Annotated in this window: 21 protein-coding genes; 11 read left to right on the top strand and 10 right to left on the bottom strand. The window is 45.8% G+C overall.

All coding sequences use genetic code 11. The features are described from left to right. Positions 1 to 24: 24 nt before the first annotated feature. Entirely contained in the window at positions 25 to 1,251 is a 1,227-nt protein-coding gene (locus tag ACVA6Q_RS11895; RefSeq protein WP_446647640.1) for an ABC transporter substrate-binding protein, read from the bottom strand. Between the two features lie 256 nt (positions 1,252 to 1,507). Between ACVA6Q_RS11895 and ACVA6Q_RS11890 the strand changes: the two genes are divergently transcribed. Beyond that, on the top strand, positions 1,508 to 2,512 hold the full coding sequence (locus tag ACVA6Q_RS11890) for a LacI family DNA-binding transcriptional regulator (protein ID WP_446647639.1): 1,005 nt from the start codon (positions 1,508 to 1,510) through the stop codon (positions 2,510 to 2,512). 34 nt (positions 2,513 to 2,546) lie between these two features. Next, the gene (locus ACVA6Q_RS11885) at positions 2,547 to 4,913 is read left to right on the top strand and encodes a GH36-type glycosyl hydrolase domain-containing protein (RefSeq protein ID WP_446647638.1); all 2,367 of its coding nucleotides are present in this window, start codon (positions 2,547 to 2,549) and stop codon (positions 4,911 to 4,913) included. A gap of 150 nt (positions 4,914 to 5,063) precedes the next feature. Here the strand turns inward: ACVA6Q_RS11885 and aroQ are convergent, their stop codons facing one another. Both aroQ and ACVA6Q_RS11875 read right to left on the bottom strand, forming a co-directional pair. Next, on the bottom strand, positions 5,064 to 5,507 hold the full coding sequence (gene aroQ, locus ACVA6Q_RS11880) for a type II 3-dehydroquinate dehydratase (RefSeq protein ID WP_446647637.1): 444 nt from the start codon (positions 5,505 to 5,507) through the stop codon (positions 5,064 to 5,066). 14 nt (positions 5,508 to 5,521) lie between these two features. Continuing rightward, positions 5,522 to 6,361: a shikimate dehydrogenase family protein gene (locus ACVA6Q_RS11875; RefSeq protein ID WP_353498551.1), complete on the bottom strand. Its 840-nt coding sequence runs from the start codon at positions 6,359 to 6,361 to the stop codon at positions 5,522 to 5,524. A gap of 347 nt (positions 6,362 to 6,708) precedes the next feature. On the opposite strand from ACVA6Q_RS11875, the gene ACVA6Q_RS11870 reads away from it, so the two are divergent. From ACVA6Q_RS11870 to ACVA6Q_RS11850, 5 genes are read left to right on the top strand one after another with little or no spacing between them, the layout of a single operon-like run. After that, positions 6,709 to 7,386 carry a 4-carboxy-4-hydroxy-2-oxoadipate aldolase/oxaloacetate decarboxylase gene (locus tag ACVA6Q_RS11870; protein ID WP_353498552.1) on the top strand — a complete coding sequence of 226 codons (678 nt, stop codon included), beginning with the start codon at positions 6,709 to 6,711 and terminating at the stop codon, positions 7,384 to 7,386. Continuing rightward, positions 7,379 to 8,452, top strand: a complete 1,074-nt coding sequence (locus tag ACVA6Q_RS11865) for a 4-oxalomesaconate tautomerase (protein ID WP_446647636.1) — start codon at positions 7,379 to 7,381, stop codon at positions 8,450 to 8,452. Before ACVA6Q_RS11870 ends, ACVA6Q_RS11865 begins: the two co-directional genes overlap by 8 nt. A gap of 18 nt (positions 8,453 to 8,470) precedes the next feature. Next, positions 8,471 to 9,349 (top strand): amidohydrolase family protein, encoded by an 879-nt coding sequence (locus tag ACVA6Q_RS11860; protein WP_446647635.1) that lies wholly within the window; start codon positions 8,471 to 8,473, stop codon positions 9,347 to 9,349. Position 9,350: 1 nt separating this feature from the next. Next, complete coding sequence (locus tag ACVA6Q_RS11855) at positions 9,351 to 9,701, top strand: protocatechuate 4,5-dioxygenase subunit alpha (protein ID WP_446647634.1); 351 nt, start codon at positions 9,351 to 9,353, stop codon at positions 9,699 to 9,701. 2 nt (positions 9,702 to 9,703) lie between these two features. After that, positions 9,704 to 10,543, top strand: a complete 840-nt coding sequence (locus ACVA6Q_RS11850) for a class III extradiol dioxygenase family protein (RefSeq protein WP_353498556.1) — start codon at positions 9,704 to 9,706, stop codon at positions 10,541 to 10,543. Positions 10,544 to 10,955: 412 nt separating this feature from the next. On the opposite strand, the gene ACVA6Q_RS11845 is transcribed toward ACVA6Q_RS11850, so the two are convergent. The 7 genes from ACVA6Q_RS11845 to ACVA6Q_RS11815 form a co-directional block, all read right to left on the bottom strand. Next, positions 10,956 to 12,890, bottom strand: a complete 1,935-nt coding sequence (locus ACVA6Q_RS11845; protein ID WP_446647633.1) for a TRAP transporter permease — start codon at positions 12,888 to 12,890, stop codon at positions 10,956 to 10,958. An 11-nt stretch (positions 12,891 to 12,901) separates the two neighbouring features. Continuing rightward, positions 12,902 to 13,840: a TAXI family TRAP transporter solute-binding subunit gene (locus ACVA6Q_RS11840; RefSeq protein WP_446647632.1), complete on the bottom strand. Its 939-nt coding sequence runs from the start codon at positions 13,838 to 13,840 to the stop codon at positions 12,902 to 12,904. A gap of 247 nt (positions 13,841 to 14,087) precedes the next feature. Then, a complete protein-coding gene (locus tag ACVA6Q_RS11835; protein WP_353498559.1) occupies positions 14,088 to 14,819 on the bottom strand; it encodes a PIG-L deacetylase family protein in 732 nt (243 codons plus the stop codon). A gap of 64 nt (positions 14,820 to 14,883) precedes the next feature. Further along, positions 14,884 to 15,888, bottom strand: a complete 1,005-nt coding sequence (locus tag ACVA6Q_RS11830) for an aldo/keto reductase (RefSeq protein WP_446647631.1) — start codon at positions 15,886 to 15,888, stop codon at positions 14,884 to 14,886. Between the two features lie 9 nt (positions 15,889 to 15,897). Then, positions 15,898 to 16,851: a Gfo/Idh/MocA family oxidoreductase gene (locus tag ACVA6Q_RS11825; protein ID WP_446647630.1), complete on the bottom strand. Its 954-nt coding sequence runs from the start codon at positions 16,849 to 16,851 to the stop codon at positions 15,898 to 15,900. A gap of 64 nt (positions 16,852 to 16,915) precedes the next feature. Beyond that, entirely contained in the window at positions 16,916 to 17,800 is an 885-nt protein-coding gene (locus tag ACVA6Q_RS11820; RefSeq protein WP_446647629.1) for a DUF1932 domain-containing protein, read from the bottom strand. Positions 17,801 to 17,919: 119 nt separating this feature from the next. Beyond that, positions 17,920 to 19,137, bottom strand: coding sequence for a LysR family transcriptional regulator (locus ACVA6Q_RS11815; protein WP_446647628.1), 1,218 nt, complete (start codon positions 19,135 to 19,137; stop codon positions 17,920 to 17,922). A 416-nt stretch (positions 19,138 to 19,553) separates the two neighbouring features. Here ACVA6Q_RS11815 and ACVA6Q_RS11810 point away from each other — a divergent pair, with 416 nt between their 5' ends. The 4 genes from ACVA6Q_RS11810 (at position 19,554) to ACVA6Q_RS11795 (ending at position 23,329) form a co-directional block, all read left to right on the top strand. Next, entirely contained in the window at positions 19,554 to 20,558 is a 1,005-nt protein-coding gene (locus ACVA6Q_RS11810) for a TRAP transporter substrate-binding protein (RefSeq protein WP_446647627.1), read from the top strand. 62 nt (positions 20,559 to 20,620) lie between these two features. Continuing rightward, positions 20,621 to 21,118, top strand: coding sequence for a TRAP transporter small permease (locus ACVA6Q_RS11805; protein ID WP_353498565.1), 498 nt, complete (start codon positions 20,621 to 20,623; stop codon positions 21,116 to 21,118). Between the two features lie 9 nt (positions 21,119 to 21,127). After that, the gene (locus tag ACVA6Q_RS11800; protein WP_353498566.1) at positions 21,128 to 22,393 is read left to right on the top strand and encodes a TRAP transporter large permease; all 1,266 of its coding nucleotides are present in this window, start codon (positions 21,128 to 21,130) and stop codon (positions 22,391 to 22,393) included. Between the two features lie 9 nt (positions 22,394 to 22,402). After that, complete coding sequence (locus ACVA6Q_RS11795) at positions 22,403 to 23,329, top strand: AEC family transporter (protein ID WP_353498567.1); 927 nt, start codon at positions 22,403 to 22,405, stop codon at positions 23,327 to 23,329. Positions 23,330 to 23,336: the final 7 nt, after the last annotated feature.

Here is a 23,336-nt window from a genome sequence, read left to right as displayed (position 1 = left end):
GGTGCGCCGTTAACAACAGTGAGATTAATCGCGAAGTGCTTGAGTGAAGATGGCGACTGCCTTATCCGTCGTCATGTTCTGTGCGTTCCACACCTCAGTGACGGCGTCTTTTAAAGAGCCATACAGGTACTCTTCCATTAGCATTGAGCCATCTGGGACTTGACGCTCAGCCACTTTGAGGATGGCTGCACCTTTTTGTGCACAAACATCCATGCTGGAAACGTCGATATCGGTACGAACTGGCACTGAGCCTTTCAGGTTATTGAACTTCACCTGTGTTTCTGGGCTCAGCATCGATTCCACCAGTTTTTTCTGAGCTGCGACTTGAGCGCCATCGTCCGTTTTAGGGAAGACAAAGACATCCCCGCCGACAATATAGAGTGAGTCGTCACCGAGACCTGGGAAACAGCCGTAGTCTTGACCAGGGATCTTGTTAGCTTGAGTGAACTCACCTTTTGCCCAGTCACCCATAATCTGCATACCCGCTTTGTCGTTGATGACAAGGCTGGTCGTGTCATTCCAGTTACGACCTGGTGAACCTGCATCGACGTAAGGCTTAAGTTTCAGGAAGGTATCGACCACCTGTTTGAACTCGTCGGAATTTAGTGTTTTTGCGTCGCGCTTACCTAGTGCATCTAGGTAAAGTTGCTTGCCGCCGACATTACTTAGAACCGTTGCGAATAGCAGGTTCTCTTGCCAATTCTGACCACCAAGCGCAAGTGGGATGTAGCCTGCAGATTTTAGTTTATCTAGGCTCGCGAACAGCTCATCGACCGTTTGTGGCTCTTTATCAATGCCCGCTTTTTCAAATGCATCTTTCGAGTACCAGAACCAACCAGGCATATGAATGTTGACCGGAGCGGCATAGAAGTGTCCGTCCACTTTAATGGCGTTTAGCGTTGGTTCAGGCAGGATCTGTTCCCAATTGTTGGCCGTCGCTACGTCATCGATGTTGTTCAGCATCCCTTCAGCAATCATTTCATGGTATTGCTGAGAGGTATTGAATAGCGCCGCTGTCGTCGGAGAGCCACCTAGCATACGGTTCATCGCTGCACTTCGGGCATTAGAGCCTCCAGCAACCGCACTGTCTTTCCAAGTGCCGCCTTGCGCCTCAAATGATTCTGCTAATACTTTGATAGCTGCTGATTCGCCGCCCGAAGTCCACCAGTGCATAACTTCGGCTTCTTCCTTGGCAATAACCGGAGATGCGATAAGTCCAATGATCGTAGCGAGCGTAAGTTTCTTCATCATGGGGATACCTTTTGTTTTCGTTATTGTGCCTGTTTTTGTAATTGGGTTGGTCGTCATGGAATCGATTCCATTTATTTATTTTATAACGCTCATTTCCGTATTGTTCTAGAGGTTTTTTGATTGATTTATAAACATGTGTTACCGGTCACATTCCATGTAAAATGCGCAATTTTTAGCAAAATTGGCTGTATAAGTGCCCGATATCGCTTTAGTATTAACGATAAGTCATCAATTTAACCAACGTGAGTAAAACCTAATGGCAACAATAAAAGACGTGGCAAAACTCGCAGGTGTGGGTGTTGGAACTGTTTCCAGATACTTGTCTGGGAGCGCGTCAGTCTCATCCGCTTCTGGGGAAAAAGTAGCGTCGGCGATGGCGGAGTTAAATTATCGGCCAAACAGTATGGCGCGTTCACTATCGTCGAAGCGCTCAAACATTATTGGTCTGTGGGTGCCTTCTTTTTCGGGCTCCTTTCATCGAAAGATGCTGCAAACCATCGAGCGAGAGCTACGAAAACGCGATAAGCATATTATTCTCGCCAATGCCGAGGATGCGAAAACGGATAAAGAGCGCATCGGCTGCCTAGATTACTTAATTGAACGTGACTGTGATGGAATTCTGATGTCGTGTCCGGAGCTTTCTGTTGTCGAGCTGGCACGGATTGAGGCGCGTTATCCAAAAGTGGTGTTTATAAACAGAGACATTGAAGAGCTGATTGATAAGACCTTTTGTGTAAATCACTACCAAGGAGGCCGATTAGCAGCAGAACACCTTATAGAGTTAGGGCACAAAGAGATTGCCATCGTGACAGGTCGAATGAATGCCCAAGATGCACTCAGCCGACACCAAGGGTTTATTGATCGATTAGCGGAAGAGGGTATCGAGGTTGATGTCGACCTCATTGAGCATGGTGGTTACAGCTTTGAGCTTGGTAAAGAAGCCACGCAGCGCTTAATAGACAAAAAGCGCCCATTTACTGCGCTTTTCTGTGGAAATGACAACAGCGCAATGGCTGCGATTGCCACTTTCAACAAACAGGGTATTGCGGTTGGCAAACAGATGTCGGTTGTCGGTTATGATGACATTGATATCTCTCAATATACGTCGCCGGCGATGACGAGTGTACGTATTCCTTTAGAAGATATCTCTATCAATGCCTGTCACCAGATCCTCAACTTATGCTACGGGGAATCTCTCCCTATCCAAACACGTTTTGAGCCGACACTGTCGGTTCGAGACTCAACTCACTCAGTAAAATAATCGCAAACAAAGTTGTACTTCAGAGGGAGATAGAATGACGAACTACATTGAAGCTGGCGCTCGATTTTCGCTAGACAGCCCAACGTTGGTGCCAAATTCAGCGGGATACTTGTGGAATAAACATATGATGATTCACATGAATTGTCAGGGCTACGCTGTCGCTCAATATATGAATCCAGAACCGAAAAAATACGCCCATAATCCGAACATGGCGGCGACGAGTTTCATGCAGCCGGAGCAACCTTATTTTGCGCACCATCCGGGACGTTTTTTCTATCTTCGAGATGACGAAAGTGGGGAGCTTTTCTCTGCACCATTTGCGCCTATTAAGGCAGAACTAGACAGCTTTGAATTTCAGCCTGGTCTCAGTGATATTAAGTGGAAGATCAAGCATTCAGATATTGAACTTGAGATGACACTGACACTCAGCCCAGATTTGGCGGCAGAGCTATGGCATGTCAAGGTGCGTAATGGTGACAGTCAATCAAGAAAGGTGTCATTGGTTCCGTATTTCCCAGTGGGATACATGTCCTGGATGAACATGGGCGCACACTTTGATGATGAGCTCAACGCCGTGGTTTGTACGTCTATTACTCCTTACCAAAAGCTTGAAGATTACGCGAAGAACAAGCATCTAAAAGACATCACGTACTTGGCATCCGATGTTAAGCCAACGCATTTTGAAACCAGTTTACCTAGATTTGAAGGGCAGGGCGGCCTTCACAACCCAGCGGGGCTTAGCGACAAACGCAGTTTAAGTGACCAACCAAGTCATTACGAAATGCCAGCCTGTATTATGCAGTTTGAACTTGACCTAAAGCCGGGTGATGAGAGCGAATACAATTTTGTTTTTGGTCCTGCGCTGGATAAACAAGAGATTGCTGACACGCTTGAGCTTACCCTAAGCGATAACAAAGAGCATGCAGCAGCGGATTACGCCGACTACATTGAGTCTGGCAAAGGGGTATTAAACATCTCAACGCCGGATAAGATCTTTGATCAGTTCGTCAACAACTGGCTGCCTCGACAAGTGTTCTATCATGGGGATACGCATCGTCTGACCACCGACCCGCAGACGCGTAACTATCTGCAAGATGGGATGGGGATGGCCTATGTTAATCATGAGTCGACAAAACAGGTCATCCTTACTTCACTGAGTCAGCAAAAGCGCGATGGTGAAATGCCAGATGGCATTTTGTTAACTCCAGAAGCAGAGCTGAAATACATCAACCAGATACCACACACTGATCATTCCGTCTGGCTTACCCTGATCCTTGAGTCTTACATCAACGAAAGTAATGACTGGGCTATTCTCGATGAGCTACTGACGTGGCAAGACTCTGATGACAAGAGCACCGTCTTAGAACACATGAACATGGCAATGCACCATATGTGCGGCGCACGTGACGAACGTGGTTTGCCTTATATTGCTCAAGGTGACTGGTGTGACCCTATGAATATGGTAGGGCCAAAGGGTAAAGGCGTTTCCGGCTGGCTCACTCAAGCACTCAGTTTTGCACTGCAGTCTTGGATACGTTTATCTCGAGATGTGAATGACGCTAACGAGTTGGATAGGTTCCAACACACCGTCGATGAGCTCGTTGTGATTGCTGATGAGTATCTATGGAAGGGAGATTGGTACGCGCGAGGAATTACCGATGACGGTGTAACATTCGGAGTGCCAGAGGATAAAGAGGGGCGTATTTTCTTAAATACCCAAAGCTGGGCATTTCTTGCCAATATGCCCAATGCACTGCAAACAGAGAGAATGTTAAAGGCGGTGGATGAGCAACTGGATACCCCATACGGCGTGATGCTGTGCGCACCAGCATTTACTGCAATGCGTGAAGATGTAGGCCGTGTAACGCAAAAATGGCCAGGCTCAGGAGAGAATGGCTCCGTCTACAACCATGCCGCTGCGTTTTATGCAGCAAGTATGTACCATATTAATCAGTCAGATAGAGCCTTTAGCACCTTGCGTAAAATGCTGGCCGATCCAGAGTGTGAGTCTTTTGTTCAAAGAGGACAGTTACCACTTTACATTCCAAACTACTATCGCGGTGCGTATTACCAGTATCCTGACACAGCAGGCCGTTCGAGTAACCTCTTCAATACCGGTACAGGGGCTTGGTTCTATCGCCTAGTCATCGAAAATCTGTTTGGTCTTAAGGGATGCAAAGAAGGACTGATGATTGCTCCTCAGTTGCCTTCCGACTGGCAACAAGCAAGCGTGAAGCGTGAGTTTAGGGGCGCGATATTTGACGTTAAATATCAATGGGTGAGTGATAAAACCCAGGCTTGTATTGAAGTTGATGGAGTGGTGCTATCGAGTAACTTGATCGAGGATATTGCTGCCGGTAAGCATTATTCAGTGGTGGTTAACTATCACAATGGTGGGTGAATAGTGGGTAGTGCACATTAATGACATCTAATAGCTACTAGGTACAGGAAAACCTCCAAAGTCAGACTTTGGAGGTTTTTTTTAGTTATTAGTTACTGCATTTTTGTCTTTTTGAATACTGAGTAAGATGCGATTTTCGTTAGTAAATGTCTATCGATCCAATAAGAAGGTGATTGCCAATTTATAGCCTTTCGTTCCCATGCCAATGATAGTGCCCGCAGCAACGGGAGAGATATAGGAGTGATGACGGAAGGTCTCACGGGCGTGTACGTTAGAAATGTGTACTTCGATTACAGGAACATCGACGCCTTTGATTGCATCGTGTAGAGCGATTGACGTATGAGTATAAGCACCAGGGTTGAACACCACGCCATAACAATTCCCTTGTTTGAACTCAGTGCCTGCTTTGTGAATGGCATCAATCAAGTGGCCTTCGGTGTTGCTCTGTAAACACTCTGTCTCATAGCCATACTCTGAAGCCACTTTACGGCAGTTTTCCTCAACATCAGCAAGCGTTTCGTAACCATATTGCTGCGGTTCGCGGGAGCCAAGTAAGTTTAAGTTGGGGCCGTTAAGTATCAGTAGTTTTTTCATGGGGTAGTTCGTCCTTAATCTAGTTTCGAAAGCTGCGAGTGTTTAATGGAATCGAGTTGTTCTTTAGTGGGGGTTTCACCAGTAAAAAGCATAAAGGCATCATTGGCTTGGTGGAAAAAGAGCTCGAAGCCACTTAATACGTCAATAGACGCGCGCGATGCGGCGATTGTAAATTTTGTAATGTGAGGCGTGTAGACGGCATCAAACACCCAAGACTGTTCTTCAAGCCACGACGAGTCGATAGGGCACCCAGGCGTAGAATAATGCCCAACAGGAGTGCAGTTTAGAACCCCGTCGGCGCGTCTTATGTAGTGTTCGAGGTTCGACTCATCTAAGTGAATGGTATCGATGCTCTCGTTAGAGAGCGCCTGTTCAAGCTCAGCGACTTTGCTCGGTTCTTTATCGTAAAGGGCAATTTGAGTAGCCCCTAAATCGACAAGTGAAAAGCAGATAGCTTTGCCGACACCACCACACCCGAGTAAAACCACATTACCTGGCTGTTTGGAACGAAATTGCTTAAATGCGGTGATAAACCCACTGTAATCGGTGTTAAAGGCGACAATTTTGTCATTTCTTTTAACTAGGGTGTTGGCTGCATTTACCCTTTGCGCACATGGGGCGATGCTATCGGCTGCAATGAGTACTTGTTCTTTGTATGGGTATGTGACATTGGCAGAATCAACATTGCCGTTAAACAGTTCGAGAGTATGTTGTTGTAGCTCATGAGCGCAGTTTGTTGTGAGTTCGTCCAGCTCATAGTTCAAATCTATATTAAGTGAGCGTGCCAGCTGATTGTGAAAAGCAGGGGATTGAGAGCGTTGGATGTTCTGTCCAATAAGTCGGCATTGAATCATAGTTCATTCCTTGTTGTGTTTTCATCACGCTATCAAATGTTGTCCGTTTGCGATAATTGCTTTTTATTAACACCTATTCATTTTTGTAGAACCACTTGCAGCGGGGTTTTAATCCCTCGCGCTGTCCGAAGTAAATGTCACTTCTATCTCAAAATCTTATACCTTGAGAAATAATTGAAATATCGCATTACCAACCTGGCCGCTATAGTGGCTTTAGTCATTCAGCGCGCCATTTACGGATGCTTTTGGCCTCATTTTACTCAGTTTTTCAGCCTTTGGGCTTTACGGCTTGAAGAGCAAGAACAAACCGTATGTTCAGATATTTACAAGGATAATAAGGTATTAACATGCAGAACAATCTTGTAGTCCAACACATTCAAAGACCAGATAAAAATGTGGTTGAGAGTTTACGTAAATGTGGTGTCGCCACGATTCATGAATCGCAGGGCCGCAAGGGGTTACTTGCTCATTACATGCGCCCGATTTTCCAAGGCGATGCCGTAGCAGGCTCTGCGTTGACCATATCGGGTGCGGCAGGTGATAACTGGATGATGCATGTGGCGATAGAACAAGCGCAAGAGGGTGACTTCTTAATCTTTGCGCCAACATCACCGTCGAATCACGGCTACTTTGGTGATCTTCTGGCTACATCAGCGCAAGCTCGTGGCGTGGTGGGATTAGTGATTGAAGGCGGCGTGCGCGATACTCGTGATTTACGAGAAATGAACTTTCCAGTTTGGTCTAAAGCTGTATTTAGCGAGGGTACAATCAAAGAAACTCTTGGTTCCGTAAATGTTCCGCTGACGTGTGCCGGTGAGCTTGTTTATCCTGGCGATATTGTAGTGGCTGATGATGATGGTGTAGTGGTCGTTCGACGCGAAGAAGCTGAAGAAGTACTGCATGAATCATTAGCTCGCATGGAGCGTGAAGAAGACAAACGGGTTCGTTTGGCCAATGGTGAGCTAGGTCTGGATATTTACCAAATGCGTGACCGTCTGGCTGCGAAAGGGCTGAAATATGTCTAGTCCTGTATTGAGTGCCCCTTGTATGTGGATGCGTTCGGGTACGTCAAAGGGTGCTTACTTTCTCCGTCAAGATTTACCCAGCAATGACAAGCAACGAGATGATTTTTTGCTATCAATCATGGGTTCGCCAGATGTAAGGCAGATTGATGGTATTGGAGGCGCTGATCCTCTTACTTCAAAAGTGGCGGTGGTAGAGCCTTCAACACGTGAAGGCGTCGATATTGATTACCTATTTTTGCAAGTCTTTGTGGATAAAAAGTTGATCAGTGAGAAGCAAAATTGCGGCAACATTTTAGCAGGTGTCGCGCCTTTTGCCATTGAACGAGGATTGGTGGAAGCGCAAGAGGGAGAAACCTCTGTTCGGATCTTTATGAAGAACACGATGCAGATTGCTACGGTGACGGTTCAAACTCCGAATAAACGAGTCAGCTACGTTGGTGACTGTGCCATAGACGGTGTACCCAATACGTCTGCACCTATTGCGGTCTGTTTTGAAGATACTGCTGGCTCGAGCTGTGGCACGCTACTTCCAAGTGGCAATCACGTAGATGTGATTGAAGGGGTTGAAGTTACGTTGATTGATAATGGCATGCCAGTGGTGGTGCTAATCGCGAAAGACTTTGGTCTGACTGGAGATGAATCACGTGAAGCACTCGATGACAATGTGGAGTTAAAGCGGCGATTGGAGTCGATTCGCCTAAAAGCGGGGCCGTTGATGAACTTGGGAGATGTGCGAGCGTTATCAGTGCCGAAGATGGCGCTGGTTAGTGCTCCACAGTATGGCGGAGCGGTATCTACCCGCACGTTCATACCACATCGCTGTCATGCTTCGATTGGCGTTTTAGGTGCCGTAAGTGTAGCAACGGCATGCATGTTGCCAGAAACCCCAGCAAGTCGAATTGCCAAAGTCACTACAGAAGATCCAATTAAGATGGATGTTGAACACCCAATAGGAAAGATGAGTGTGGTGTTGGACGTTGAAAACAATCAGGTAAAGTCCGCGGCCATTCTTCGAACAGCGCGTAAGTTGTTTGATGGAACCGTATTTGGACAGCAGACCTACTGAATATAACAAGGAAGAAAAATGGACGCTGATTACTTACCATTCCACCCTAATCCAAGCCAGCCTAAATTTGTCGTACCTGAAGGCGCAGTGGACGCTCACTGTCATGTGTTTGGTCCTGCTTCAAAGTTTCCCTACTCACCTGCACGCAAGTACACGCCTTGTGATGCATCAAAAGAGCAACTGTTTGCGCTACGTGATTTTCTTGGTTTCAGCCGTAACGTTATTGTACAAGCTTCTTGTCACAGCACGGATAATCGAGCTTTGGTTGATGCGCTTGAAACCGCTGGTGATCTCGCGCGTGGCATCGCCTTTGTTGATGAGACGATTACCGAACAAGAGCTCTCTGAAATGGACAAAGCAGGTGTTCGCGGAGTGCGTTTTAACTTTGTGAAGCGCTTGGTGGATACCGTGCCAGTCGAAAAACTAAGAGCTATTGCCGATAAAATTCGCCCGTTAGGTTGGCACGTGGTTGTCTACTTTGAGTCGCAAGACATTGACGATGTCATTCCATTCCTTGAAGAACTCAACATGACCGTAGTGATCGACCACATGGGCCGCCCTAATGTCGAAAAAGGTATCGATAGCCCTGAGTTTGGAAAGTTTATCTCTTTGATGGAGCGCAATCCAAACATCTGGTGCAAAGTAAGTTGTCCTGAGCGACTTACACATACTCCACCAGACTATTCGGATGTTGTGCCATTTGCTAAGACCCTGGTTGACTTATTTCCAAGCCGAGTGCTTTGGGGGACGGATTGGCCGCACCCCAATATGAAGTCACATACGCCAGATGACGGTCACCTAGTGGATGTGATCCCTCAAATTGCTACGACTGCAGAGCAGCAACAGATGCTGTTAGTAACTAATCCAATGAAACTCTACTGGCCGGAGAGTGTGTAACATGACTTACTTAAATAATAAACCTATCCCTGGTACTACGATGTTTGACGGCGAGATGGCTCGTAAAGGCTACGGCCTAAATAAGATGTGTCATTCGCTCAACGAGCAGTGTGGTCGTGACGAATTCACTGCTAATGAGATGGCCTACTGCGACAAATATGGCTTAACAGAAGCTCAGAAAACTGCGATTCAGCAGCGTGATGTCTTAGGGCTTATCCGCGAAGGTGGCAGCATTTACTATCTGGCAAAATTCGTCGGAATGTTGGGTCTAAATATGCAAGACATTGGTGCATTACAGACGGGTATGACAGTAGAAGAATTCAAACAAATGTTAGTAGAGGCGGGGAAATAATTATGGCAAAAGTTGTTGGTGGTATTACTACCTCTCACATTCCTTCAATTGGTAAGGCTATTGAGAACAATCTACAGCAGACAGACTATTGGAAGCCACTGTTTGATGCCTACCCACCTATCCATCATTGGCTTGATGAGGTTAAGCCGGATGTAGCCGTTGTTTTCTACAATGATCATGGCTTGGAATTTTTCTTGGATAAAAAGCCGACATTTGCGATCGGTGCTGCACCTTCTTATAAAAATGCCGATGAAGGTTGGGGGATTCCGACTATTCCTGAAATTAAAGGCGACCCAGAGCTTTCCTGGCATATCTGTAACCAGTTGGTGGAAGATGAATTCGACATTACGATTTGCCAAGAAATGAAAGTAGACCATGGGTTAACGGTTCCGATGCAGCTTATGTGGCCGAACTTTAGCTATGGTCATATGAAGGTGATCCCTGTTTGCATCAACGTTGAGCAACACCCAATGCCATCGCCGAAACGTTGTTTTGACTTCGGTAAGGCGATAGGTAAAGCGATCGAAAGTTACGACCAAAACCTTAAAGTGGTTGTGCTTGGTACAGGAGGGTTGTCGCATCAACTTGATGGCGAACGCGCTGGCTTTATTAACAAAGAGTTTGATCTTTATTGTATGGAAAAACTCATTGATGATCCCGAAACACTAACCAAACTGTCGATTTATGATCTGGTCGAGCAAGGCGGTGCACAGGGCGCGGAATTGATTATGTGGTTAGGCATGAGAGGCGCACTAACGGGTGAGTTAAATGTTCTTAAAAGTAGCTATCATGCGCCTATTTCAAATACAGGTGCAGGTACCATGCTGATTGAGAACAATTAGGCATAAACGTCTAACCGTTCTCTTTTTTGAAACCTCAAGCAGTGATGCTTGAGGTTTTTTAGTATCTAGGGAAAGCGACGACTCCGGACATGCTCTGATACTGCATCAATCGAATAAGAGGCTTTAGCGCAGCGTAAGCTATCGGCAGAGTCTTTTGCGAACAACCCAGTTACTAAGGAGGCCGCGAAATACAAGAGTGTTGAATGGGCGTCAGAGCTAGAACCGGAGCCAAAGCCATGAAGAGAAGAGGCTTGGTTAGCCATGGTGTTGGCGCACTTAACGACACAAAAAAGGCCAGTCGATTCAACGACTGGCCTAACATGTTTTCTAGGTTCTAGGTTCTAGGTTCTAGGTTCTAGGTTCTAGGTTCGAGCTCAGGAAAAGGGCTTTCCATTGTCCTCGATGTTAGTGTCTAAACAATGTGAGCTACTTGCTGCTTGGTTTTAGCGCGTACAAGGAAGCATAGTGCGACAAACAAAATGAAGCCCAACGCTCTAGTTAACACTATCGGGGTACTAAAGTTAGTTGCAGCCTCTGGCCAAGCGATAAAAATCGCAGCAGCGATAAAGCCGCTTCGTTTCATCCATGTCAATGGAACACCTAACCAGCCAGAGAAACCAATACTCATGGATATTGTTGCCATAGTCGCTAGGGAGATAGCCACTACTATACTTAAACCATCACCGATCAGTAACACGCCTGGCATAGTGACAAATAAGAATGGGATGAGTAATTTAACAAACCCTAAACGCATTGATTCGATGGCCGTCTCATTGGCGTCTGCTCCTGATATTGTGGCTGCGGCATACGCTGCGAGTGCGACTGGTGGCGTAATTGCTGACACCAAACCAAAATAGAAAATGAACATGTGGGCGGAAATCGTTTCCATGCCCAGTTGTGTCATTGCAGGCGCAACGAGAACTGCCAAGAGAAGGTAGGCCGCTGAGGTTGGCAGTCCCATTCCAAGAACAAAAGAAGCGAGTGCCGTTAACAGCAAAACCGTCCAGAGACTGCCGTCACCAACGTCAATGATAAGGCCAGAAATCATCAGACCCATGCCCGTTAAGTTCAAAATACCAATCACAATACCCGCAGAGGCAACAGCCGCTACGATGGGCAGTGTATTGACCAAGGTGTCCTTGCAGGAATCAATCAGATCGACCCAGTTAACACGAGTCTCTGGCTTCCATGGACTAATAACCAGGCCGGCAATAATACCCATGACCGCCGCTTGGGTTGGTGACTGTCCGGAGATCATCAGACCCACTAGGACGGCCAGAGGCAATAGCAGGTAAATCTTAGTCTGCAGGGTCGCTTTAAGTAGCGCCCAACCCGCCTCAGAGTCGGGTTTAAGACCTAATCGGCCTGCTTCTAAGCGCACTGAAATCATTAGTGCGAGTAGATATAGCAGTGCAGGAACTAAGGCAGCCAGTGCGATTTCTGCGTAAGGAACACCGATCATTTCTGCCATTAAGAAGGCAGCAGCCCCCATGACAGGTGGCATGATCTGTCCTGCTGACGAGGCGGCGGCTTCTATTGCGCCTGCTAATTTCGGGCTGTAGCCAACACGCTTCATTAGGGGGATAGTGAATGTACCCGTGGTGACCACATTTGCTACCGCACTGCCATTGAGAGAGCCGAGCAAAGCGCTCGACAGTGCAGCGGATAATCCAGGACCACCCTGAACGCGTCCTGTTAGTCCTCTAGCGATATCAACAAATACGGCTCCGGTTCCTATCTTGGTTAGTATGGTTCCAAATAAACCGAACAAGAAAATGTACTCTACGGCGACCCCCATAGGCACACCATAAACACCTTCTGTTGAAAGAAGCAGTGTTGATGTTAATCGGTGCAGATCATAGCCACCGTGTCCGTACTCACCTGGAATTAAGTCACCAAAATAGACATAAGCAAAAGCAGTAGCCATTAAAATGATCAGAGCTCGGCCAACGGCCTGCCTTACAAATACAAAAATGACTAAGATGAGGGCGAGGAATACCCAAATGTCTTCAGAAACGGACATCGCACCACGCATGATGATGTCAATATAAGAGTTCCATAAGTAGGGGCCGGGAATTAACGCGATGAGGGACAGCAAGTAGAGACCAGTCCGTAGAAACACTGACTGTGTTTGGGAGGCGTAGAAAACCATGGCCGCACAAGCGACTAAAGAGAAAAATGATGAACGTAAAAGTAGGGCAGTGATGCCCCCGTAATAGGCGCCGTAAAGAACAAGACCAGCCGTCGCAACGGCTAATACACTGAACAAAATAGATACGACAAGTTGCTCCTTCCAACCTAAGGACTCAGATGGAAGAAGCAGACTTGAGAAAGAGGTCTGCTTCATAGAGAGTTCCTTTAGTTAGTTTTAGACTCGTCGAAGTATTGTTTCGCACCCGGGTGCAAATCGATAGGGGTCGTTGGAGCGGTTTCTAATTGGATATTTTTAGCTTGGGGATGCACTTGTACCAGCTCATCCAAGTTAGAGAAAATTGCATTGGTAATGCTGTAGATTTGGTTTTTGTCTACTTTACTACTGGTGAACAAAATCGCCGGGTCATTAATAACCGTAACTGGCTCTGCAATATCAGAGTAAACCCCTGGCTGCAATTGAGCGACTTGATAGAAAGGATACTTTTCGACCATGCTTTGAAGCTTCTCTTTATCGGCGGAAAGTAGCTTCATATCTACTTGAGAGTTTAAATCGATGAGAGAAGAGGTTGGCGCACCGGCTAAAACAACTGTGGCATCAACCTGACCACTAACAAGCGCTTTCACGCCCTCAGTGTATGATAAAAAGCGTGGGGTTATCTGTTTGAAAACGCCATACTCTTCAAGCAAACGCTGCGTGATAACGGCAGCATTACTGCCCGGAGGACCTACACTCACACGTTTACCCTTCAAGTCGTCAAACGAGTTAATCCCTTTACCTTTGACGGTTGCCACTTGTAAAACCGCCGGATAAAGATACGCGACACTTGCTACATCTAACGCCCCGGTTCTTTCAAATGGTCCTTGTCCATTTTTAGCTTCAAACAGTGTGGATGAAGAAGAGAAGCCGATCGTCATTTGGCCAGCGGCGACTCTGTGGTTGTTTTCGACAGATGCGCCAGTCACTTCTGCGCGAGCGGTTGTATCGTCAACATGTTTGTTTACGGTTTCTGCGATACCCGCACCGATAACGTAAAATAGACCGCCAGTGCCGCCCGTACCGATTGAAATGCGCTCGGAAGCAAGTGAAGCGGTAGAGGTCATTGCAGCAGTGAGCAAGGCTGCAATTAGGATGTTCTTTTTCATGTTTTTCTCGTCCCTGGAGTAGTAATTTTATAGTCGTGGCGAGTGTAAGCTGAGCTTTCCAATAATATATTGAAGGTGTTACTTACCGATGTCTTAAACTTGTTATTTGTAGTCTAATCCCTATAAAAATGGTCGGTTTTGTGATCGTTGCACTATTGCCTCAATTGTGAGGCAATAGAGATATGCGAGCGGTTGTATTGCTATTGTTTTGAAGGTTTTAATGCATTCATGCACGCATTAATGTGCGTTATAATGAGTCAACACATTGCGGGAAGATAGCTTGAAAACCTTCGGCATGTTGACAGCTTCGGCCACCTGCTTGTCCACCAGAGTTTCTTCTAAAGTGATTGCCGCGATTTTCAGCAAGATTTTCATAAAAAGTCCATAGATGTTCCTGACCTTGCATGCATTCGATGGCCGCTTTTTTGCTTTCCCACACTTCAGAGATGTCTAAGAAGGTATTAGGTTTCCATTCCATTTGCTCACTTTGATGTGGTTCGAATAGGTAAACCTGTGGTGCACCAAGTACTTTTTCACCAGGGTTATGACCCCATGCTTGAGCGATCATTCGACATTGAAGAGCGATCTCAGTGGCGTACATGTGATCGGTGTTGTAAGGATCCCATTTAGAGTGCGTCATGATGAACTCAGGTTGAACTTCACGAATTAGGTCGACGATTTGGTATTTGCCTTCTTTGTCGATTTCAAGAGGGTAGTCCCCGAAGTCGAAAAAACGAATGTCGCTAACGCCCAGGGCAGCAGCGGCAGCGGTCGCCTCTTGATGACGGATGCGTTTAACATCTTCAATTGTCATTCCTTCTTGCTTCCATAGCTTTGCTGACTCGCCACGCTCGCCATAAGAAAGACAAGCGATGGTCACTTCATAGCCGAGTTTTTGATGTAAGGCGATGGCTCCGCCACAACGCCATACGAAATCGGCAGAATGGGCACTGATTACTAAAGCTGTTTTCTTTGTCATGTTATTAATCCTTCACTTTCTTTATCGCTCTTTTTTGAGCTTGTTTTCATTGTTTGGTTTGAGGCTAATACTCTTCGGTATCAATCTCTGCTTGTGTCTGTGTGTTGTACCTGCTGCCGATAAACGCTGTTTGCGGCACAGTACGTTCAATTTGATCCAATAGAGCGCTTGAGATTGAATATTGCTGAGCATTCCAGTTGTCTTCTAAGTGCTTGATGCTGGTGGTGCCGGGCAATGCAATCGAGTTGGGTGCTTTTGCTAGTGTCCAAGCTAATGCAAATTGCGCCAATGTTGGGGATGGCACAGAAGTATTTTCTTCTGCAAACATTGGAAGCAGGCAAGCAAACTTATCGACTGTCGCTAAGTTAGTGCTGAAGTGATCGTCATTGAAGCGCGGCATAGCATTACGAATATCTCCTGCGACAAATTGATTGCTTTGCAATTCACCACTGAGAATTCCACGTCCGACAGGGCTGAATGAAACAAACGCACTGCCAAGCTCACGACACTTATCAATCACAGCGATTTCAGCATTTCTAGACCATAGGGAATACTCCGATTGCACTGCTGCAATAGGGTGGATGCAATGCGCTTTTTCAAGTGTGGTTGCCGACACTTCAGATAAGCCAATGTGTTTAATCTTGCCCTCGTCGACGAGTCTTGATAGCTCGCCCACACTCTCTTCTATCGGAACTGATTTGTCCCAACGATGCAGGTAATAAAGGTCGATCACATCGGTATTTAATCGACGGAGTGCTTGCTCACAAGTCTGGCGAAGTGTTTCAGGGCGACCATCTATGGTGCGTTTACCATTCGCTCCTTTGAACATGCCGCACTTACTTGCAAGCAAATATTCATTGCGGCGATGTCCCACCGCTTTAGCTAGCAGTTGCTCGTTGTCTCCGAACCCATACAGCGCAGCGGTATCTAGCATGTTGTAACCGAGATCTAGTGCTTGATTGAGAAGCTCAATACCGTGTTTCTCAGTCGGTGGCCTCCCGTAGGCGTGGGACAGGTTCATACAGCCTAATGCCACTGGAGCTAACGTAGTTTCGCCAATCTTTCGCATTCGTCGTCCCTACTGTTGTTGCAGTTGTTGTTCAAGTTCATGTAGGGTTTCCATCGCGGGTAAGCAGCTTGCAACGCTGGAATTAGGTTCGCGACCTGTGCGGATAGCGTCGATAAACTCTCTATCGATCAGTTCGATACCATTATTCGAAACAGCAACACCTTCAAGCGAGATAGGGTTCTCATTGCCATCAAATAAGTCGTCATAACGTGCAATGTAGGTTCCCTCATCGCAGATATAACGGAAGAAGGTGCCAAACGGTCCATCATTGTTGAATGACAAGGACAGTGTACACAGCGCGCCTGATGGGGTTTTCATTCCAATGCTCATGTCCATGGCAATGTTAAGTTCAGGATGAATCGGTCCTTGCATTGCTTGAATTTTGGAGGCTTTTTGACCCGTTTGATATTGAAAAAGATCGACGGTGTGGCAAGCGTGGTGCCAAAGTAGGTGATCAGTCCACGTTCGCGGCTCTCCCTTAGCGTTGGTATTGGTGCGGCGGAAGAAATAGGTTTGAACGTCCATTTGCTGAATAGTCAGTTCACCTGCGGCGATTTTGTTGTGTATCCACTGATGGCTAGGGTTGAAGCGACGTGTGTGTCCAGCCATAGCAACGACACCGGTTTTCTTCTGTGTTTCAACGACTTTATAGCTGTCCTCGATATTGTCAGCCATTGGTATTTCAACCAAAACGTGTTTGCCGGCTTCCATACATTGTATTGCTTGTTCAGCGTGCATTTGGGTTGGCGTCGCAAGGATCACTGCTTGGAAGTCGTCGGACTTCAGCGCTTGTTCGAGAGAACTGAAGCCTTGTGCTGCTTGATATTTCTCGGTAATTAGCTGGTCAAGCTTGTCCTGCTCTGGTGCCACCAAGGCAGTTACATTGACGTCTTCGATATTACGTAAAGCTTCGAGGTGTTTTTGACCAAAAGCGCCGGTTGCGCCTACGACACACACGTTCATAATCATTCCTTTTGTATTCAAGCGATGTAGGGTTTGGATTGGTAATATATTTTGCATTCGCGAGTTAATTTGGCGCGTGCAAGTGTTTGATTATTTCATCTGACAGTTCTTCCAAAGGCAGTTGCTGCTCTTCTATAGGCATAGCGCCCAACATCTGATGCCAGTTCATGGCACCCGTCACCATAGAGTGGTTTATCTTGAGATCCTTCAGCAATGCCTCGACTTCTTTCAGCTCTGAATGTCTTCGCTCTCCGTGATTTAGCATTCTTTCCATGTGGTAGCGACTCAGTTTAGTGAGTGCCAGCTCAGGGTAGGTGTCGCTCAAGGACTTAAGCACTTGTTTTTCCACTCCCGACTTACGTGCAGCAACAAGACATTCGGTAGTGAGTGCTTCAAAGCCTTTGACGAGTATGGAGCGCAGCATCTTAATGCTTGATGCATCTCCAACCCTCTCTGAGATGACTTGCGTCTTAAACCCCAAACTGGTGAGGTAACTGGCGGCTTGTTTTGCTTTAGGACCTGAAAGGTTAACTGGAATCGCTGGAGCGCTGTGAAGTACAGGCGCCATGATAGCAACATCAACATAGTTTGAGCCTTGTTGTTCAGTTAGCCTTGCAAGCTCTTTTTTTGTTTGTGGAGAGCAGGAGTTACAGTCCAAAACCAGCTGCTTGTGACCCAGTGACGGGATGATATCTTTTATTGCTGTTTCAGCCTGGTCTGCTGTTACAAGAGAAAACACGACTTGCGCGCCATGAATAGCCTCTTGCGCTCTAAATGTACCTTGGACGCCATAATCGATATATTCGAGAAGTTTTGTTTCCCTAGATATGGATCTATTTGTTTTTATGTCAAACGCATTCATTATTTCTGGGGCTTTATTGCTCCAAGCGGAAATAAAAGATTTCGCTGCTTCACCAAAGCCAATAAATGCAATTCTTGTGACCCTCACTATAACCACCTTGTCGTCTTTAATTATTTTTGGTTACAGCAAAACAGTACCATTGGCCATTCGGTATGGATAATCAATTAAAGAGTAAGGGTATTCAATTTTGGAAAAAAGCGGTCGAATTAGACCGCCATTTTGACGCCGTTTGTTCTTAATAATTGCAGGAAATGTTTTTGTACAGAGGTAGCAAACCAGTTCTTGCGAACGGTTAAACCAATAGGTCGGGACTGATCGTCGCCTTCAAAAGGTAGAGCAGTTAGGTGTCCTTCTTTGAGTTCTCGTTGAATTTGATGTTGAGAAAGTAACGTCAACCGATCACTGCCTAGTAACAGCTCTTTTACCAGCATCTGTGAGCTGGCTTCTACCAGTCGATTTGGCACTTCGATATCACCTTTAGTAAAAAGATCTTCGAACATTTTTCTCGTTGGCGTTGCTTTTGATGATACCACCCAACTGGATTGCTGTAGATCCTCTAAGCTGACATGGTCTTTTTGTGTTAGAGGGTGGTTTGCTCGGCAAAGTATAGTGTTTTTGGACTCGAATAATGTTTCTTGGCGGATGTCAGTGCTTGGTATAGGAAAGCGTAGTGCGCCAATTAAGATGTCGATCTCGCCATACTTTAAGTGGTTAAGAAGATCTTTATAGGGGCCATCAACAACCTGTATTTGGCAGTCTGGGTAAGCTAAGGAGAATTCATTGATAGTGCTCGGTAGTAGGCCTGTTCGAGCAAGAGGTAGGCAGCCGACAGTGATGGTACTACTGTGACGATTACTTAACAGGTCAACTTCATCAAGTCCTTGTTTTATTTCAACAAAAGCAAGCTTACTTGCTTTGTTCAGAACCGAACCCGCTTTGGAGAGCGTGACACCTGTGCTGGTTTTTTCAAACAGCGTGAAACCGAGAATATGTTCAAGATCTTTCGATGCTCGGTATACAGATGATTGGGATACTTCCAGGATTCGACTGGCCTCAGTAAAGCTCTGTCCATTTGCTACGGCGATCAATGCTTTTAATTGGGTTGTCGTGATATTGAAGAGGTAGCGTTGCACACTGCTTTTGCGTTGTTTGGTTGCAACTTTGAGTGCGTTAGCAATGCCTTGGCTTATGTTTTCTAGTGCTCGGTCAATTCGAAATGCGAACGTTTTTCCTTGTTCTGTGGGTTTCATGCCGTCGCTGGTGCGCTCGAACAACTCGCTATTGATGTTTTTCTCAAGTTTGGAGATGGCTTGGGTTATTGCGGGCTGAGATAGAAATACAGAATCGGATGCTTTGCTAATACTTCCCGTATGCACGACTTCAGAGATAGCTCGTAAGTGACGTAGATTAGGGATATTAAACATGCAGTTTCCTTAAGTGATTAATTTAACTTAGATGTGTTGATAAGGATGTCGAGACCAGCGATAAAACTAAGAATGATATATAGATATCACTTACAAACACTGTGCCTTTACTGAATGACCTATTAGTAACGGAAAATAGGCGTTTGATGAAGGTGATAACGGTACAATGTTTCGAAAGTGTGACTTAATTCTCTATAATGAATGGCTATTCTCGTGATGTTTATGACTATTTATTGATGGTGTGTAGGTTATTTGCTCTATCTTAAGTTGCTGTTTAAAAAGGATTGTTTTTGTTCTTTAAATTCTTATAAACGGTATTGTTATATAATTTTTGAATAATGCTTTCAGTAAGTGAATTTTAACTTGTTAAATCCAAGTGTTAGTTTTATCGGCAATGAAACAGGAGGTTCTACCCGATGAAAACTATAAAAACTGTATCCCTTGCCGTATCCATGGCTTTCGCTGTAAACACTCACGCTGCTGACATCGATATTTCGATTGGGCATGTTGATTCTCAAGATTGGACTATCTCTAAGAAAGGTGCTGCGACACAAGTATTCAAGAATATCGTTGAAGCGGAATCGGGTGGTCGAATCGCCGTTAACATCTATCCATCTGGTCAGCTCGGTGGTGAGACCGAGTTACTACAGTCAGCGCAAGAGGGAATGCTGACGATGGCGATGGTCTCTGGGGCATACTCTAAGCTCTGTAAAGAAGCTAACGTTTTAGAGATTCCTTATCTTTTCCCATCGGCACCGGTTGCCTGGGAAGTGCTAGATGGTGAATTTGGTCAGCAACTAAGCGAGCAATGTCTTAAAACAACCGGTTTACGTAACTTAGCGTACGGTGAAACGGGTTTTCGTCACTTCACTAATTCAAAGCGTGAGATCAAATCCCCAGATGATCTAAAAGGTCTAAAGATTCGCGTAATGACAACACCGTTATACGTTGAGTTACTCAAGTCACTAAAAGCGGAACCAACGCCAATTGCATTCCCAGAAGTGCCAGCAGCTTTGACAACCGGAGTCATCGACGGTCAAGAAAACCCAGTTAGTGTTATCAGTGCGAATAAGTTTTACGAGCTGCAAAAGTACATCACGCTCGATGGTCACGTCTATGGTACCGATTTCTTGTTAATGAATGAGGATTTCTACCAGAGCCTATCTGATACTGACCGAGCCATCATTGATCGCGCGTCTAATGTAGCAGGAACCGTCGGCCGTGCGATCCAGCAAGTCAACTCAGCAGAGGGGCTCGAAGTTCTTGCGCAAAAAGGCATGAAGATTACGTCGCTAACACCAGAGCAACAGAAGCAGTTCCGCGATCAAACGCAACCTGCGGTTATCAAATGGCTAGAGGGTACGGTTGACTCTAAATGGATTGATGGGGCGCTTCAGGCTGTTGAGGCTGCAAGCAAGTAAATCTATTTACCGCGGCACAACACTGTTTCGTGTCGCGGTTCTCTGCTAGGGGAAGGGTAATCATGATGGAACAGTATAAAAAACTCTTAGCGTTTTGTGCAGGTTCATCACTATTTGTACTGTTTTCGGTGATGCTAATTACCACCATCAGTCGTTATTTTTTTAATACGTCGATCTTATGGGGTGAAGAACTGTGCAAATACTCGATGATTTACGGCGTTATGTTTGGTACGTCGCTGTGTTATTTAGAGGGGCTACACATTAAGTTTGCAGTCCTCGACTCAATCAAATCAAGCTTATTTCAAAAAGCACTGGAAGTCATCGTTGATATTTTAGTACTGGTGTGTGCGGGTGTCATGACGTATTCCGGCTACCTTTTTGTGATGAAGCGCGGTGGCATCGAGTCCCCAGGGATTGGCGTGAACATGTATTACTTTCAGGCCGCGTTAGTGGTAGGCGGCATTTGTTTGATTGTCTCAGCGTTACTGCGCTTGGCCGAACATGTGAAAGTACTGCGTAATCAACAGACTTCTTCTCGTTTAACTCAAGGCGACGTATAAGGATTTACTATGCCATCAATAGCTTTAATGGGCGGTATGCTCGTATTTGGTGTTCCTCTGGTATTTGCCATTATGTTGGCAATGTCATTTTACGTAGCGAGCACTCCTATCTCAATCAGCTTGGTAGCCCAGCGCATATTTAGCGGCTTAGATTCATTCTCGATTCTTGCTGTGCCACTGTTTGTTTTGGCTGGTGAATTGATGAATAAAAGCGGCATCACAAATCGCATTATTGACTTCGCTAATGCGCTGTTTGGCCACCTTCGTGGCGGTCTCGCTCAAGTGAATATTTGGTCCTCTGTTATGTTCGCGGGTATTTCCGGTTCTGCCGTCGCTGATACATCTGCTCTAGGGCGTGTGTTTATTCCTCAAATGGAAAAAGAGGGCTACAGCAAAGCGTTTTCCTCTGCGCTGACCGCAGCCTCATCGGTTATCGGTCCTATGATCCCACCGAGTATTCCGGTAATAATCTATGCATTGATCGCCAGTGGTGTTTCTGTCCCTGCATTATTCCTGGCGGGTATTGTACCGGGTATTTTGTCGGCCATCGCACTGTCTACTTTCGTGTTCTTCTACGCGACTAAGCACAACATTGTTGGTACGACTCAAAGAACGAGTCGCCGTAAAGCATTGGTCAAAGCATTTGTTCCCTTGAGTATGCCAATCTTTATTCTCGGCTCTATTTTGTTGGGAGTGGTTACCCCAACGGAAGCTGCAGCTTTCGCCGCGTTCTATGCGCTATCTGTGGGTATGTTCTTATATAAATCGATCACGATTAAAGACTTACCAGAAGTATTTATGCGATCGATGCGTGACTCATCCATTGTGCTGATTTTGATTGCTGTTGTGTCTGTCGCGAACTGGCTATTAACATTCTCTAGAGTTCCTCAGTTTATTAGCCAACAGGTATTGAGTTCGATTTCTGACCCAATCATGTTCCTCATTATGGTTAATGTCATCCTCTTGGTTGTTGGGTTATTTTTGGAAGGCATTGCCGCAATGCTGATTCTCATTCCAATCTTCCATCCAATAGCAATGAGCTTCGGTATCGACCCAGTCCATTTTGGCATTGTGGTGATTTTTAATCTGATGATTGGTTTGATAACGCCGCCAATGGGGATCTGTTTGTTCGTGTCGAATACGATTTCTAAGGTGGGAATAGCCGCCATATCTAAGCAGGTAATGCCATTATTTTTGCTTGAGGTGTTGGTATTGTTCTTTATTACCTTCGTGCCCCAAAGCGTCCTCTTCTTACCACAATTGCTCGGGTATTAGACGCTAATAATGTTTGTTCTAGAAGTATTACTGCCACTCATATTGATTGTAGTGGCAGGGTTTCTCTCAATCAAAAAACGGCTTTTTAGCCAACAGTTTGTCGCGGAAACCAGCAAGTTCGTGCTGTATGTCTCACTGCCTGCGGTCATAGTCAGCAGTTTAACAAGCATAGAACTCACTCAAGTCATCGACCTCAACTTTATGTTGATTTATGCCATTGCTGGTTTGGTGTCGATGATAGCTTCGATAGTGATAAGCCGTTACATGTTCAAATTTAACTGGACTGAGAGTTACATCAACGGGCTAGGTAGCGGGATGCCCAACAGTGCATTTGTGGGCTTGCCTATTGTTCTCTCGCTCTATAACGGTCAGTACGTTGAAGCGTTTTTAATGTGCGTGCTGGTGGAGAACTTAGTGTTTATTCCCATTAGCTTAGTGTTATTGGAGTTTGCTCAGGGCAAAAGCGCAGGTTGGAAAACTCAGATCATGGGCGTGCTGGAGCGCGTATCCAAAAACCCCATTATCTTGGCGATTCTGTTTGCACTTATGGTCAATATCACCGGTGTCACGTTGCCAAGTTTTGTTGCTGATAGCGTATCCATTTTCGCAACAACATCGGTGGCATTAGCGCTGTTTGCCATAGGTGGGGCATTGGGGCAGTCACTGCAGTTTGAGCAATATAAACGCATCGCATTTGTGTCGTCTATGAAGCTGGTTTTCTTTCCCTTGGTGGCGTTGATGCTGTTATCGCAACTGCCAGTTGAGGGGGACATGCAATACGTACTACTGATTTTTGCAGCGGCACCGATGCTATCTATCTATCCAATTCTTGGTGGCTGCTATCAGCAGCAGCGCTTTTGTTTAAATACGTTGATCGTCACCACAATAGCATCGGGTTTTTCGCTGTCAGTCGTTATCTCACTTACCACATCATAACTATAAA

Source organism: Vibrio sp. DNB22_10_4, from assembly GCF_052879755.1.
The sequence above is the reverse complement of the archived record's forward strand: the minus strand, read 5'-3'. Positions and strand labels throughout refer to the sequence as shown.